Consider the following 11,889-nt stretch of genomic DNA (forward strand, 5'->3'; position numbering starts at 1 on the left):
ATGTGACTGTTTTTCTGACGTGTGCTCTTCCTATCTGTCCGGTCGTACTTCCCCGGACCGGACCCGACCCCCCACCCACCATCAACCACCCACACACGCCCGACGTCCGACAACCGACAACCGACAACACACGCTGACGGAGAACCACCGTGCCCACCGCACCCCTGCCCGACCTGGTCGAGAACGCCGACGCCCTGCTCACCCCCGCAGAAGTCGCCCGCCTCTTCCGCGTCGACCCCAAAACCGTCACCCGCTGGGAGAAGGACGGCCGCCTCGCCTCCGTCAAAACCCTCGGCGGACACCGCCGCTACCCCCGGTCGCAGATCACCCGCGTCCTGAACGCCGGAACGGGCAGCACCGAGGTCGTCCGCGCCCTGGAAGAGGTCCACACCCTGGCCCTGGAAACCGGGGCGATGGGCGACGCCGGACACGTCGCGACCCTCATCGAAACCCTCCGCGCCGGGAAGTCCACACCGCAGCCCTGACCCGCCCGACGAGCCACAAGCGCAGAAAGGAGGAAACCGGTGACCGCCAGGTCCAGGCCCCCTTACGCCAGCGACGGGACCCCGCTCGTGCCCCGCTACACCGAGCACGCCGAACGCCTCGCATCCCGAGCCATGCAGGAACGGGAACGGTCCGCCGCGGACGCCGCCGCCGGTCTGGCACGCCTGGAACAGATCGCCGCCCAGCAGCAGTTCGACGCTGCCCAGGCCCGGTTGGAAGCCGCCCGCAGACGGGTCGAGGCCCAGGACACCGCCTACCTGGGGGTGGCCATCCGCCAATGGTGCCGCCGCATGGCCCCCTGAACCGAGCCCGCGCGGGTCCATCCCCAAGTGCGCGAGAAGCAGGGCCAGAACTACGAGTACGACCTCTACTTTTAAGGGCCATCCCCGCGTGCGCGGGGAGCACGGATGGTGGCACGAGTCCCACAGGCGGAGCGGGGCACCAGGCGTGCCCTACTTCTCGCCGCGACCCCTGATAGCGGCTTGAGTCGTGACGAGCGCGGTCCCCACCCACGCCACCCAAAGGAGGGTAGTCGCCCACATGAGTCCGTTCATGATCGTGGCGATGACCAGAGCAACGAGGCTGAGCAGGGTGATGGTGACGAGTGCGTGTTCCCTGGTCGGCATGCCCTCCATCCTCTCTTGTCGGTGCTGTGCTGGCGTAGAGGTTTACAAGCGGGACCGGGGCGGCCGGGTCCATCCCCGCGTGCGCGGGGAGCACGCAGATCACCAGCGAACTTACCAGCGGCAAGCAGCCGATTTTCCAACTTCTCAAGAAACCGACACCGAGGACATAAAAGATCTTAGTCCCATAGAGTCAGGATAAAGGACATTCTTCTCCGGTCGCCTTCATGCCGAACCTTATCCGGTCCCAAGTGGGCTCCGACTGACCTCCTGCACACCTGATGTGCCCTATGGCTCTTTGGCCTGGTCCCTTTTCCGGACTCCATGGAGGGTGAACGGCATTCAAACCAGGGTGGAGATACAGAAAGGATGTCCAGCGGGGTCGAGCAGAACCCTCCACCGATCGGGCTCGGGCTGACTCGGAGGTTCGGTCGCGCCCAGGGCCAGGAGCCCCGCCTGGGCGGCGTCCAGATCGTCGACGCCCAGCTCGATGTGCGCCCGCTTCTCCCGGTCGGGGTCCGGCCAGGTGGGCCGTTGGTAACCCGGCAGCCGCGAAAAGCCCAGCCCAGGCGCCCCCTCCCGGCCGAGCAGGATGAAGTCGTCGCTGGAGTAGGCCACGGGCAGGTCGAGGGCTTTGCCGTAGAAGCGGGCCAGTTCGGCGGGGTCGGGGCAGTCGAAGGTGACGGCCGCGTAGCGCATCGAGGGCAGCGGCGTGGTTTCAGTGCTCATGGGCAGCACGTTAGAACGCGACCAGGACAGGTTCGGTCCTGGTCGTGGGAGAGACTTCAGGACGTGATCAGCACATCCGCCCGTCTCCTCCATCTGCTTTCCCTGCTGTCCGCACAACCGTCGTGGACCTGCCGCGAACTGGCCGAACGCATGGCGGTCACCGAGCGCACGGTTCGGCGCGACGTCGCCAGGCTCAGGGAACTCGGCTACGGAATCGAGTCCGATCCCGGACCGTGGGGCGGTTACAGTCTCGGCAGCGGTGCTCGGATACCACCGCTGGTCCTCGACAACGAGGAGGCGCTGGCCGTCGCCGTCGGGCTGCGCGAGGCCGCGCTCAGCGGTGTTCTCGGTAGCGACCAGGCCGCGTTGTCAGCCCTGTTGAAGCTGCGCCAGGCCCTGCCGCCGCGGGTCGCGAGCCGACTCGGTGAAATGGACTCGGCCTTCGTGCACACGACCAGGCCCGGTCGGCCACAGATCGCGCCGGACATGCTGCTGGAACTGGTCGCCGCCTGCCGCAGGGGTGAACGTGTCCGCTTGTCCTACCGTGACCGAGAGGGGCGGGCGACGGACCGGGACGCCGATCCCTATCGCCTGGTGCACACGGGACGCCACTGGTACTTCGTCGCCCGCGACGCGGCTCGCAACGAGTGGCGGACGTTCCGCGCCGACAGGGTCGAGCGGATACGGCCCACGGGGCACGCGGTGGAACTCGTCGATCCGCCGGACCCGGCGCTGCTCGTCTCCGATTCACTGGCGGGCGGTAGGTATCCGCTCTATGTGAGAATCCGCCTCCCGCTGCCGATGGAACAGGCGCTCCGGCTGATTCCGCCGGCGATTGGCACCCACAGTCCGGAGGGCCCCGAAGCCACCGTCGTCGAAATCGGTGGGCCCGACGCGAACGGCCTCGCCGGGTACCTGCTCGGCCTGGCCACTCCGCTGCGTGTTCTGGCGCCGGACGAGGTGCGGGAAGCCCTGGTTCGCCGCGCTCGCGAGCTGGTCGAGGACAACATGGACGGGCGGCTTCCCTGAGCTGCGTGCGCCGCTGAACGCCCTCGGTCTATCCCCGCGCGTGCGAGGAGCAGAGCAGGTGCTCCAGGAAGTGGGACGCGCCGGCGGGGTCATCCCCGCGCGTGCGGGGAGCAGGACAGCCAGGCGAAGGGCTGGAAGCACCCGGTGGGGTCATCCCCGCGCGTGCGGGGAGCAGTCCGGGTAGACCTGGACCGTGACGCTGTACTGGGGGTCATCCCCGCGCGTGCGGGGAGCAGAGTCCAGCCACAGCAGCACTGCGCGTGACTGCGGGGTCATCCCCGCGCGTGCGGGGAGCAGGCAAGCCCGCCACGTTCACCGCCGAGGAATTCGGGGTCATCCCCGCGCGTGCGGGGAGCAGCCCGCGATCGGGGCGACGCCGCTGGGGGCGAGGGGGTCATCCCCGCGCGTGCGGGGAGCAGTCCACCAGCCGACCGCCGTGCATCGGCGCCCCGGGGTCATCCCCGCGCGTGCGGGGAGCAGTTGTCGAGGGTGTCCTCGGCGAGATCCGCCTCGATCGTGATGTTGGTGGGGTCATCCCCGCGCGTGCGGGGAGCAGAAAGGACGGTGGGGAGGGGCGCGTATTCCGGTGGGGTCATCCCCGCGCGTGCGGGGAGCAGATCGGCCAGGTCCGCATACGGGGGCGCCACCAGGGGTCATCCCCGCGCGTGCGGGGAGCAGAGCGAACGACCTGCGAACTTACCAGTGACAAGCAGTCGATTTTCCAACTTCTCGAAAAACCGACACCGAGGACATAACGGTTGCCGACGGCCCCAGGACGCAAGCAGACACATTCTCCTCCAACAAACGAACCGCTCCCAGGAAACCTCTTCGGTCCCCGCTAGGAAAAGTCTGACAGTCGCGCAGCACGAACAGGGAGATGCGGCAGGGCCACACTAGCGCGCCCACCTCCGCGGCCCACCCCGCGCGCTCGGGAAACATCCACGGCCAGCACTGCGGGGGCAGTTGGCACCGACCGCGCCGTACGGGCCGCCGGGTCACCCTGGAAACTTCGCCGTGGACGCACCCGACGCTGCCGTACGCCTTCGATCACGTGAGTCCTGGCTTGATCGAAGGCGCACGGCAACTATCGGGAACCGCACCGTTCACGCTCGTTAACGTCGCTGGTGAACGAAGGGGGAAGCGATGCTGGACCGGTTGAACAAGGCCCTGAAGCACGTCGAGGAGGACCCCGGCCGCCCGGTGGACGTGGCGGCGATGGCGCGCACCGCGCTGACCTCTGAACACCACCTGCGCCGGATGTTCGCCGCCCTGGCGGGGATGCCGCTGTCGGAGTACGTGCGACGGCGCCGGCTCACCCTGGCCGGAGCCGAGGTGTTGGAAGGCCGCAGGACACTGCTCGATATCGCCGTCGGCCACGGATACTCCTCGGCCGAGGCGTTCAACCGAGCCTTTCGCTCCGTCCACGGCATCACCCCCGGCCAGGCCCGGCGCACCGGGGCCGCGCTGGTCTCCCAGTCTCGCCTGGCCTTCCACCTCACCATCGAAGGGAGCACCACGATGCGCTACCGCATTCTCGACAAAGACGCCTTCGCCCTGGTCGGGCTGAGACAGCGGATTCCCCACGTCGCCGAAGGCACCAACCCCGACATGGTCGCCTTCACCGAAGCGGTCGATGACGCCACCTGGGAACAGCTCGACGCGCTCAGCGACCAGGAACCCCGCGGTGCGCTGTCGGTGACGGTGTCCCCGGGCGACAACGGGGACTCCATCGAGGAGATCGACTACTACGTCGCCGCGGCCACCATCGCCCCCACGCCTGAGGGCATGGAGCGCCTGGAAGTTCCTGCGGGTACCTGGGCGGTGTTCCCCTTCGAGCGGGTGGATTTCCCCCACGGGCTGCAAGCGCTGTGGCGTGCGGTCTACACCGAGTGGTTCCCGGCCCACCCCACCTACCGCACCGCCCCCGGCCCGGCGCTGGTGTCCGTCGAACACGAGGAAGAGCCCGACCTCGGCACGGGCCACTTGTGGCTGCCCGTCGAGAAGCAGGCTCCGGTACCGGAATGATCATGCCCCGCCGCTGACAAGGCTCCCCGCAGACCCATCCCCGCGTGTGCGGGGAGCAGGCTGCCCCCCGCCAGGCCATGGCGCACGCCCAGGGACCATCCCCGCGTGCGCGGGGAACAGCTTCCTCCAGGCCATCACCGAGTACGGCACCCAGGGACCATCCCCGCGTGCGCGGGGAGCAGTCGACCTGTGGCGGCTCCAGTCCCGCCAGGTCGGGTCCATCCCCGCGTGCGCGGGGAGCAGCGACAAGAAGCTCCCCCAGCGCGACCGGGCCCGGGTCCATCCCCGCGTGCGCGGGGAGCAGCTGGGCAAGGCGGGGCGGGAGGCGTTGGAGCCGGGTCCATCCCCGCGTGCGCGGGGAGCAGTCGACCGAGAATGCGCTGTTGTCAGCGATTAGGGGTCCATCCCCGCGTGCGCGGGGAGCAGTACAGGGCCTTGTTGCCCTCGCCCTTGGGCGCGGGTCCATCCCCGCGTGCGCGGGGAGCAGCTGGGCAAGGCGGGGCGGGAGGCGTTGGAGCCGGGTCCATCCCCGCGTGCGCGGGGAGCAGTACAGGGCCTTGTTGCCCTCGCCCTTGGGCGCGGGTCCATCCCCGCGTGCGCGGGGAGCAGCTGTTGTTGGTTGCTGCGTGTTGTTAGACCCCAGTGGGTCCATCCCCGCGTGCGCGGGGAGCAGTTCGCCAGCGGATCCACCAGCCGCGGTGCCGCAGGTCCATCCCCGCGTGCGCGGGGAGCAGGTCAAGGACTGGGCGACCGCCCCGCTCAACGCGGGTCCATCCCCGCGTGCGCGGGGAGCAGAGGGAGGATGCCGCCGTCCCGAAGTTCGCGGCGGGTCCATCCCCGCGTGCGCGGGGAGCAGCCACGTGCGCCGCGATCACCGGATCCAGGCCGGGGTCCATCCCCGCGTGCGCGGGGAGCAGGCGCAGGGTGGGGGTCTGGGTCCTCATGCTGTGGGTCCATCCCCGCGTGCGCGGGGAGCAGCGCAGCTGCTGGACAGCATCGGCAGCCTGAGCGGGTCCATCCCCGCGTGCGCGGGGAGCAGATCCGCTTGGTGATGCGGGTGTGGGTCCAGCCGGGTCCATCCCCGCGTGCGCGGGGAGCAGAGCGAACGACCAGCGAACTTACCAGTGGAAAGCGGCCGATTTTCCAACTTCTCGAAAAACCGACACGGAGAACATAGGGGACTTTAGAGATTCTTGTTCGCAATGAAGCATATTTTCCTCCAACAGACGAACCACCCCATGGAACCTCTACGGCCCCGGCTTGAAAAAGCCGGACAGTCCCGAAGCACGGACAGGGGAATTCAGCAGGGCCACAGTAGCGCGCCCATCGTCTCGACCGCCCCCTCGCGCCCGAAGAGCCCCAGGTCCAGGTCCGGGCTGGCGATCAGCGGTAGAGCCATCCCCGCCTGCGCGAGGAGCACGACGGCAGCGGCGCAGACGGCTTGGGGCCGACCCATCGGGCCTGCTTGTCCACGCATCTCGACCCGTGGTCGGGGACCGGAGGTCTGCCCGCAGCAGAAAGGGCGTCCGCGCCCGGTAGAGCTCCCCTACGGTTGGCGACGTACCCCCGAAAGCCGTAGGAGTGTGTATGGATGCGATCACCGGTACAGCCGCAGGCGTGCCGTTCACAGCCCTCCCGCCGTCGGGGACGGGCAACGACCGCGCGCCGTTGATCGTGACCTGGCACATGCTGGACGCGCCCCGCACGGACGCAGCCTTCGCAGCGGCACTGCCCATGGCCGGTGTTCCTTCCTGGCGGGTCCACCTGGGTATGCCGCTGTGCGGTCCGCGTATGGTCGACGGCCGTCTCGACAGACATATCGAACTCGCTCGCGAAGACATACTGCTGGCGTACCTCGGTCCGATTGTCCGCCAGGCCGTAGAGGAGTTCCCGGCCGCGCTGGCCGAGCTGCGCCGTCAGCTACCGGTCGACGACCAGCCGATCGGCATCCTCGGTGCATCGCTTGGCGGGGCGGTGGCTCTGCAAGTGCTCACAGCCCCGCCGGCACCGATCGGGGCGGTCGCGCTCGTCAATCCGGCTGTGCGGGTGAGCCCGGCCGTCGAACTTCTCGCGACCGGGCTCGGCCAGCCCTACGGTTGGACCGCCGAATCCCGCAGGGCGGCCGACGATCTGGATTTCGTCGGCCGCGCTGGAGAGCTGAGCGGAGAGCCCCCGCTGCTGCTGGTCAGCGGCGAGCGCGACCACCCAGCGCTGCGCGAAGATGCTTTCTCCCTGGTCAAGACACTTCGTGGGCGGTACGCGCGTCCGGATGAGATCGAGCTGGCGACTGTGCCGGGCTTGGCTCACTCGCTGGCCGATGAGCCTGGGTTGGAACCGAGCCCGCAGTTGCCCGCGACGGCGGCGGTGGACGGGGTCCTTACCCAGTGGTTCGCCCGGCGGTTCGCGACGCAGTGAGCAGCGGAATGTAAGCGTCCTCAGGGCCGGTGGTGCTCCCCTGTCTTGAGGCGCTTTGATGCTGCGCAAACGGAACGCTTCGCGCGGGCAGGCTCTTGAGACAACGGCTCCGGGGCGGTCCTGGGTCCATCCCCGCGTGTGCGGGGAGACAGGAGCACACCGGCCCCTCCCCGAGATCGAGGTGGGTCCATCCCCGCGTGCGCGGGGAGCACGGCCTCGCGAAGTCGCACTCGTTCCGGCGGCTGGATCCATCCCCGCGTGCGCGGGGGCAGCGGATGTCCATCGTGGCGACGAGTTCGCCCACGGGTCCATCCCCGCGTGCGCGGGGAACAGTGTGAAGCTTCACATGGCAAGGTCGCCCACATGGTGCCCACCGGTCGGGACCTTGACGAGTGAGACCGCCCTTGGTGGCAATGACCAAGTCGTCGCGATAAGGATGCAACGCCTTGCGAATGTACTTCTCTGCGGTGAACGGGCCGTAGGCGTCGACAGTGTCTATGTGTGTCACGCCCGCGTCGACCGCATCACGAAGTACCTGCATGGACTGTTCCGGGTTGTCCGGTGCGGCCCAATAGCCAGGGCCGGTGAGCTGCATGGAGCCGAAGCCGATGCGGTTCGAGCTAGAAAAGAGCGGGTTCGTCATCGGAGCTACCCCCTGGCGGCCGATTCCTGAGTTCTTCGAGGCTCCGCCGGCCTGCGAGATGAACGAACAGCCTTGCTGTCACGATGGCGTCGTACTTAGCCCGATGCGGTTGGTCTTCGTCGTCCAGGCCGTGATCAAGCTCGAATTCCTCAACCAGCGAGCCGAGCTTGTACCTCTTGCGGCCAGGCAGCAGGCGCCGAGCGAGCTTGAGCGTGTCGAAGATCTCCAGGGGCTTCCAGCCGGTCATCTTGCGCTGAAGCACGCCGACATCAACGTGCGCGTTGTGGGCGATCAGGGCGGGGTGAGACAGCGCGTGTAGCACGTCGACCACGACGTCCTCGAACACCGGTTTCTCGGCAACGTCGTCGTTGCCGATGCCGTGAATCCGCTTCGCCATCGGGGCGATCGGTTGGTCCGGGCGAACCAACCAGCTCGCCGGCTCTCCGATGATCCCGTCGACGATCGGCACCGCGGCCAGCTCTACCAAGTCCGGCGGTTGCTGGCCGTTGCCCTCAACATCTACGACGACGTAGCTGAGGCTCTTCCAGTCAGTCATTTGCACGTTTGGTCCTTCCATCCAAGGTCAGCGCGACCATGCCGGTTGGCGTGGTGCGGGTGACGCTCGTCGTGGACCTGGAAGCCGAGCGCGTGCTGAAGGAAGTACCGAGGCTGCTCAGCGGCCAGGCCGGACACGACGGCCGCCCTGTCATTGGTGTCTACGACCTTCAGGTCACCAGCCTCGGGCAACACGCGGGCGACATCGTGTAGCTGATCGGAGGTCGGTACTCGGTGCGCGCCCGCGCACAGTTCGAGCTGGCTCAGCGGGCAGATGTCGCAGAGTTCGCGGATGCCGTAGTGTCCGTTGTAGTCCGGCAGGCCATGGGCGTAGGACACCGCACAGGAAGTCTTGCGGAACAACGCCGACGAGTTCGAGAAGGCGTCCAGGACCCGACGCTCAAGTGTCTCGGGCACGATCTTCCGGCGTGCGGTGTCCTCGTAGGGCTCGGGCAACTTGTTGGCCTTGTAGTACTCCGCGATCTGGTCGCGGTAGAACAGACCGGTAAAAACCGTGGCGTCGGCGTGCTTGCTCAATTCATGCGCGACGGCCAGGTGCTCGTCCGTGTCGTTGAGACCCGGTACCAGCGGACGCCAGTAGAGGATCGTTCGGTACTTCCGTCGCGTCGGCGTGCTCATGAGCTTCAGGGACTCAGCGGCGACGTGCGAAGGGTAGGGCTCGATGTCCTTGTTGTCGATGCCGGAGTAGGTGAAGAGCAGCGTCACCTTGAGGTTGTGGAGCTGGTTCAGCCGGTCGATGTCGTCGGGCTTGAGCTGGTGCCTGGTGATGACGAGCACGTGGTTCGTCAGCTCCCGCGCGTCCAGGTCTTCGAGCACGGCGAAGGTGTGAGGCCGGACCTTCGGCAGGAACGGCTCGGTCGCGCGGTTAAAGATCTGAACCGGCGTCACGTGCGGAGTGAAGTAGCGGTGGTTCACCAACTCCTCGACGGCCTGAGCGTCCGCCATGAGGGCGCGAGGCTGGTTCTCGTCCCACAGCCCGTACGTGTGCCGGATGCAGTAAGCGCAGCCCAACGAGCAGCCCTGCACGTGGTTGAGGCTGAGGCCGCTCTTGCGGTACTCGACAACTTCGCGAGCGCGTTCAGGGAGGCGAGTGATCTGGTCCTTGGTGAGCAAAGGAACGAAGGTCGTCACGCGGCTCTTCTCCAATGGTCGGCGGAGGTCGTCCCTGGAGAGTAAGCAGTCGGACACGCTGGCAACCAGTAACTTGCTCCGAATTGATCGCGACATTCATAGGGTCACGAGTCCGAGCAAGTCCTAGCCATTCTCGGGGAGTTCGGGCGAAAGATCGTCAATAACTCGCGTGATGATCGCGCGAGCTGACCGGCCGTAACTAGCGACGCCTGCCAGCGACTCGAAGACCCTGCTGTAAAGGCCCGTCTCCTGTGGCTGAGCAAGATTGAGTTCAGCGGAGAACGTCTCAACCATGACGCGCTCATCGTCCAGGAGCCAGAAACCATGAGCCGGTGCTACCACGTAGGCCGTCTCGAATCCGATGATGCCGAGGCGCACGTTTGGCAGCGCCGACATTGAAACGAGCCGATCAAGTTGGGCGAGCATGACCTCTGGAGGACAGAGGCGGTAGCGCAGAGCGGCTTCGGTGATGACGAAGTGGAACCGCTTGTCAGGACGGTAGAGGATGTCCTGACGCTGCATGCGGGCTTGTACGGCCTCGTTGATGTCGTTGCGAATCTTGAAGACCGTGATGCTCTGTGCGAAGCGGGACCTAGCGTAGCCAGCCGTCTGAAGTAGACCGGGGATATAAGTTGACTCGAACACGCGGAACAAACGGGTGCGTGCGTTGAGTTCTGCGATCTCGTTCTGGTGCGGCCTGAGGCCGGTCCTAAGCTGCCGCTGCCACTCGGCATGCTGAATTTCGAGAGTGTGGAGAGAGGCGAGGAGGTCTTCTACCTCGGACTCGCTGTTGGTCGCCCGCGTCCAGTCTAGGACGTCCTGATCACTTGGTGTCTGCTTGCCATTCTCGATCTTCGAAATCTTTGAAGCTTGCCATGACAACGACTCCGCGAGCTCCCTGCCGGATAGACCGGCTTGTTTACGGAGCCCGCGGAGTCGGTTTCCTAGCGCTGTGCGTGCCTCATGGACGTTCGACACGCCAGCTGCCCTGCTCTGCGGCAAATTCATCCCGTCGTACCGCCTTGTGCCAGGCAGCGTCGCGCCAGTAGTTGTGCTTCACGATGACGGCCGGGTCATCAATGACCTCGCCGCCAAGGAAGTTCTCCTCGTCATCGAAGTGCATCCGAACCAGCTTGGACGAGTCGAACAACCAGTAGTCGTAGTCGGGTAGGTCTGCGGCATCGCCGCGCACGAGATAGCGGATGTCCTCGCCCGCAGCGTTGGTGTGCTCGGAACAGAAGACTCCGAAGCGGCTGTAGCCCGTGAGGGGAGTTGACACCACCCGGACACGACTGAAGCGACGCCCTTCCTTGGTCGCCTGCCGGATCATGCCCAGCCAGTTATCGAACCAAGCCATGTCTACCGGCTCACCTGCGACGAACTGGCGCAGAGCTTCCGACTCGTTGGTAGACACGTACTCGTCGCGGGTCTCCAACCGGAAGGCGGTGTGCTCGAACGTGCGGAAGAGCTGGCCAAACTCGGGGCCAGGCTCGATGAACCGGGTCAGTGTCCTTCCTCCTCCTGGTAGCGACGGGCGTAGAACTTGAGGACATCTTCCGGGATCTCGATCAGCGTCTCGTGTTCCGGTACAGGACCGACGTCGGCGAGCACCTGGGGGTCGGTTACCTTCCAGCCTTGGGCGATGTAGGTAACACGGTCCGTCCTGTCCGTGGCGAACAGGGTAGGCGACTGGCCCTCCTGAGACTCAGGGTCTTTGCCGAGGAACTTCGCGCGCATGGGGGCGGCCTCCTTGCTAGCAATTTGCTGAACATTGCTCGACTATCGTCGCGTCCCGGACTACTGCGGTCAAGAGCAGCAGGTGACCGACCACACCGCCACCATCACCGAAGCGGGACCATCCCCGCGTGCGCGGGGAGCAGTTCGTCAGGTCTTCGGACACCGCGATGAGGTGGGGTCCATCCCCGCGTGCGCGGGGAGCAGAGGGCGGCCCCCAGGTCGTCGGGGAACTCGTCGGGTCCATCCCCGCGTGCGCGGGGAGCAGTGCTCTCCGCGTCATCCGCTGGCCGACCCGCCGGGTCCATCCCCGCGTGCGCGGGGAGCAGCGGGCGAGTTCGGCCACGGTCCATCCGCGCTGGGGTCCATCCCCGCGTGCGCGGGGAGCAGGGGGTGACCAGCTGGCCGCCCATCACCGGGACGGGTCCATCCCCGCGTGCGCGGGGAGCAGTAGAACAGCAGCGCGTACCCGATCTGCAC

13 protein-coding genes, 1 pseudogene and 3 CRISPR repeat arrays are annotated in these 11,889 nt (G+C 66.9%); of the genes and pseudogenes, 5 read left to right on the forward strand and 9 right to left on the reverse strand.

The features are described 5' to 3' along the window. Positions 1-164 precede the first annotated feature (164 nt). Together ABZ234_RS30575 and ABZ234_RS30580 are read left to right on the forward strand one after the other, a co-directional pair. Positions 165-338 (forward strand): annotated as a pseudogene (locus tag ABZ234_RS30575) (BldC family transcriptional regulator); the annotation flags it as partial. Positions 339-524: 186 nt separating this feature from the next. Then, the gene (locus ABZ234_RS30580; RefSeq protein WP_355014317.1) at positions 525-806 is read left to right on the forward strand and encodes a hypothetical protein; all 282 of its coding nucleotides are present in this window, start codon (positions 525-527) and stop codon (positions 804-806) included. A 150-nt stretch (positions 807-956) separates the two neighbouring features. Here the strand turns inward: ABZ234_RS30580 and ABZ234_RS30585 are convergent, their stop codons facing one another. Both ABZ234_RS30585 and ABZ234_RS30590 read right to left on the reverse strand, forming a co-directional pair. Further along, positions 957-1,130: a hypothetical protein gene (locus tag ABZ234_RS30585; RefSeq protein ID WP_355014318.1), complete on the reverse strand. Its 174-nt coding sequence runs from the start codon at positions 1,128-1,130 to the stop codon at positions 957-959. A gap of 339 nt (positions 1,131-1,469) precedes the next feature. Continuing rightward, a complete protein-coding gene (locus tag ABZ234_RS30590; RefSeq protein ID WP_355014319.1) occupies positions 1,470-1,856 on the reverse strand; it encodes a VOC family protein in 387 nt (128 codons plus the stop codon). A 63-nt stretch (positions 1,857-1,919) separates the two neighbouring features. Here ABZ234_RS30590 and ABZ234_RS30595 point away from each other — a divergent pair, with 63 nt between their 5' ends. Both ABZ234_RS30595 and ABZ234_RS30600 read left to right on the forward strand, forming a co-directional pair. Beyond that, complete coding sequence (locus ABZ234_RS30595) at positions 1,920-2,885, forward strand: YafY family protein (RefSeq protein ID WP_355014320.1); 966 nt, start codon at positions 1,920-1,922, stop codon at positions 2,883-2,885. A gap of 24 nt (positions 2,886-2,909) precedes the next feature. Further along, positions 2,910-3,564: direct repeats of the CRISPR family, unit length 29 nt; unit sequence GGGGTCATCCCCGCGCGTGCGGGGAGCAG. A 464-nt stretch (positions 3,565-4,028) separates the two neighbouring features. Then, on the forward strand, positions 4,029-4,910 hold the full coding sequence (locus ABZ234_RS30600) for an AraC family transcriptional regulator (RefSeq protein WP_355014321.1): 882 nt from the start codon (positions 4,029-4,031) through the stop codon (positions 4,908-4,910). 30 nt (positions 4,911-4,940) lie between these two features. After that, a CRISPR array of direct repeats spans positions 4,941-6,010; the repeat unit is 29 nt; unit sequence GGGTCCATCCCCGCGTGCGCGGGGAGCAG. A gap of 200 nt (positions 6,011-6,210) precedes the next feature. Here the strand turns inward: ABZ234_RS30600 and ABZ234_RS30605 are convergent. Beyond that, positions 6,211-6,366 (reverse strand): hypothetical protein, encoded by a 156-nt coding sequence (locus ABZ234_RS30605; protein WP_355014322.1) that lies wholly within the window; start codon positions 6,364-6,366, stop codon positions 6,211-6,213. 131 nt (positions 6,367-6,497) lie between these two features. Here ABZ234_RS30605 and ABZ234_RS30610 point away from each other — a divergent pair, with 131 nt between their 5' ends. Beyond that, positions 6,498-7,325, forward strand: coding sequence for a prolyl oligopeptidase family serine peptidase (locus tag ABZ234_RS30610; protein WP_355014323.1), 828 nt, complete (start codon positions 6,498-6,500; stop codon positions 7,323-7,325). Here ABZ234_RS30610 and ABZ234_RS30615 read toward each other — a convergent pair. The 6 genes from ABZ234_RS30615 to ABZ234_RS30640 form a co-directional block, all read right to left on the reverse strand. Then, the gene (locus ABZ234_RS30615) at positions 7,288-7,968 is read right to left on the reverse strand and encodes an aldo/keto reductase (RefSeq protein WP_355014324.1); all 681 of its coding nucleotides are present in this window, start codon (positions 7,966-7,968) and stop codon (positions 7,288-7,290) included. The genes ABZ234_RS30610 and ABZ234_RS30615 overlap by 38 nt on opposite strands. Next, positions 7,946-8,524 (reverse strand): exonuclease domain-containing protein, encoded by a 579-nt coding sequence (locus tag ABZ234_RS30620; protein ID WP_355014325.1) that lies wholly within the window; start codon positions 8,522-8,524, stop codon positions 7,946-7,948. The genes ABZ234_RS30615 and ABZ234_RS30620 overlap by 23 nt, the downstream gene beginning before the upstream one ends. Next, entirely contained in the window at positions 8,521-9,675 is a 1,155-nt protein-coding gene (locus ABZ234_RS30625) for a hypothetical protein (RefSeq protein ID WP_355014326.1), read from the reverse strand. Before ABZ234_RS30625 ends, ABZ234_RS30620 begins: the two co-directional genes overlap by 4 nt. 123 nt (positions 9,676-9,798) lie before the next feature. Next, complete coding sequence (locus tag ABZ234_RS30630) at positions 9,799-10,683, reverse strand: helix-turn-helix transcriptional regulator (RefSeq protein WP_355014327.1); 885 nt, start codon at positions 10,681-10,683, stop codon at positions 9,799-9,801. Beyond that, positions 10,637-11,182 (reverse strand): DUF6879 family protein, encoded by a 546-nt coding sequence (locus tag ABZ234_RS30635; RefSeq protein ID WP_355014342.1) that lies wholly within the window; start codon positions 11,180-11,182, stop codon positions 10,637-10,639. The genes ABZ234_RS30630 and ABZ234_RS30635 overlap by 47 nt, the downstream gene beginning before the upstream one ends. Next, positions 11,179-11,412 carry a hypothetical protein gene (locus ABZ234_RS30640; RefSeq protein ID WP_355014328.1) on the reverse strand — a complete coding sequence of 78 codons (234 nt, stop codon included), beginning with the start codon at positions 11,410-11,412 and terminating at the stop codon, positions 11,179-11,181. The genes ABZ234_RS30635 and ABZ234_RS30640 overlap by 4 nt, the downstream gene beginning before the upstream one ends. A gap of 114 nt (positions 11,413-11,526) precedes the next feature. Beyond that, a CRISPR array of direct repeats spans positions 11,527-11,860; the repeat unit is 29 nt; unit sequence GGGTCCATCCCCGCGTGCGCGGGGAGCAG. The last annotated feature ends 29 nt before the right edge of the window (positions 11,861-11,889 follow it).

This window comes from Nocardiopsis sp. NPDC006198 (genome assembly GCF_040613895.1).
GTDB lineage: Bacteria > Actinomycetota > Actinomycetes > Streptosporangiales > Streptosporangiaceae > Nocardiopsis > Nocardiopsis tropica.

Coding starts and splice junctions, on each gene's coding strand:
- ABZ234_RS30585 (WP_355014318.1), bottom strand. CDS start 1,130: ATGCCGACCAGGGAACACGCACTCGTCACCATCACCCTGCTCAGCCTC.
- ABZ234_RS30590 (WP_355014319.1), bottom strand. CDS start 1,856: ATGAGCACTGAAACCACGCCGCTGCCCTCGATGCGCTACGCGGCCGTC.
- ABZ234_RS30600 (WP_355014321.1), top strand. CDS start 4,029: ATGCTGGACCGGTTGAACAAGGCCCTGAAGCACGTCGAGGAGGACCCC.
- ABZ234_RS30605 (WP_355014322.1), bottom strand. CDS start 6,366: ATGGGTCGGCCCCAAGCCGTCTGCGCCGCTGCCGTCGTGCTCCTCGCG.
- ABZ234_RS30610 (WP_355014323.1), top strand. CDS start 6,498: ATGGATGCGATCACCGGTACAGCCGCAGGCGTGCCGTTCACAGCCCTC.
- ABZ234_RS30615 (WP_355014324.1), bottom strand. CDS start 7,968: ATGACGAACCCGCTCTTTTCTAGCTCGAACCGCATCGGCTTCGGCTCC.
- ABZ234_RS30620 (WP_355014325.1), bottom strand. CDS start 8,524: ATGACTGACTGGAAGAGCCTCAGCTACGTCGTCGTAGATGTTGAGGGC.
- ABZ234_RS30630 (WP_355014327.1), bottom strand. CDS start 10,683: ATGAATTTGCCGCAGAGCAGGGCAGCTGGCGTGTCGAACGTCCATGAG.
- ABZ234_RS30640 (WP_355014328.1), bottom strand. CDS start 11,412: ATGCGCGCGAAGTTCCTCGGCAAAGACCCTGAGTCTCAGGAGGGCCAG.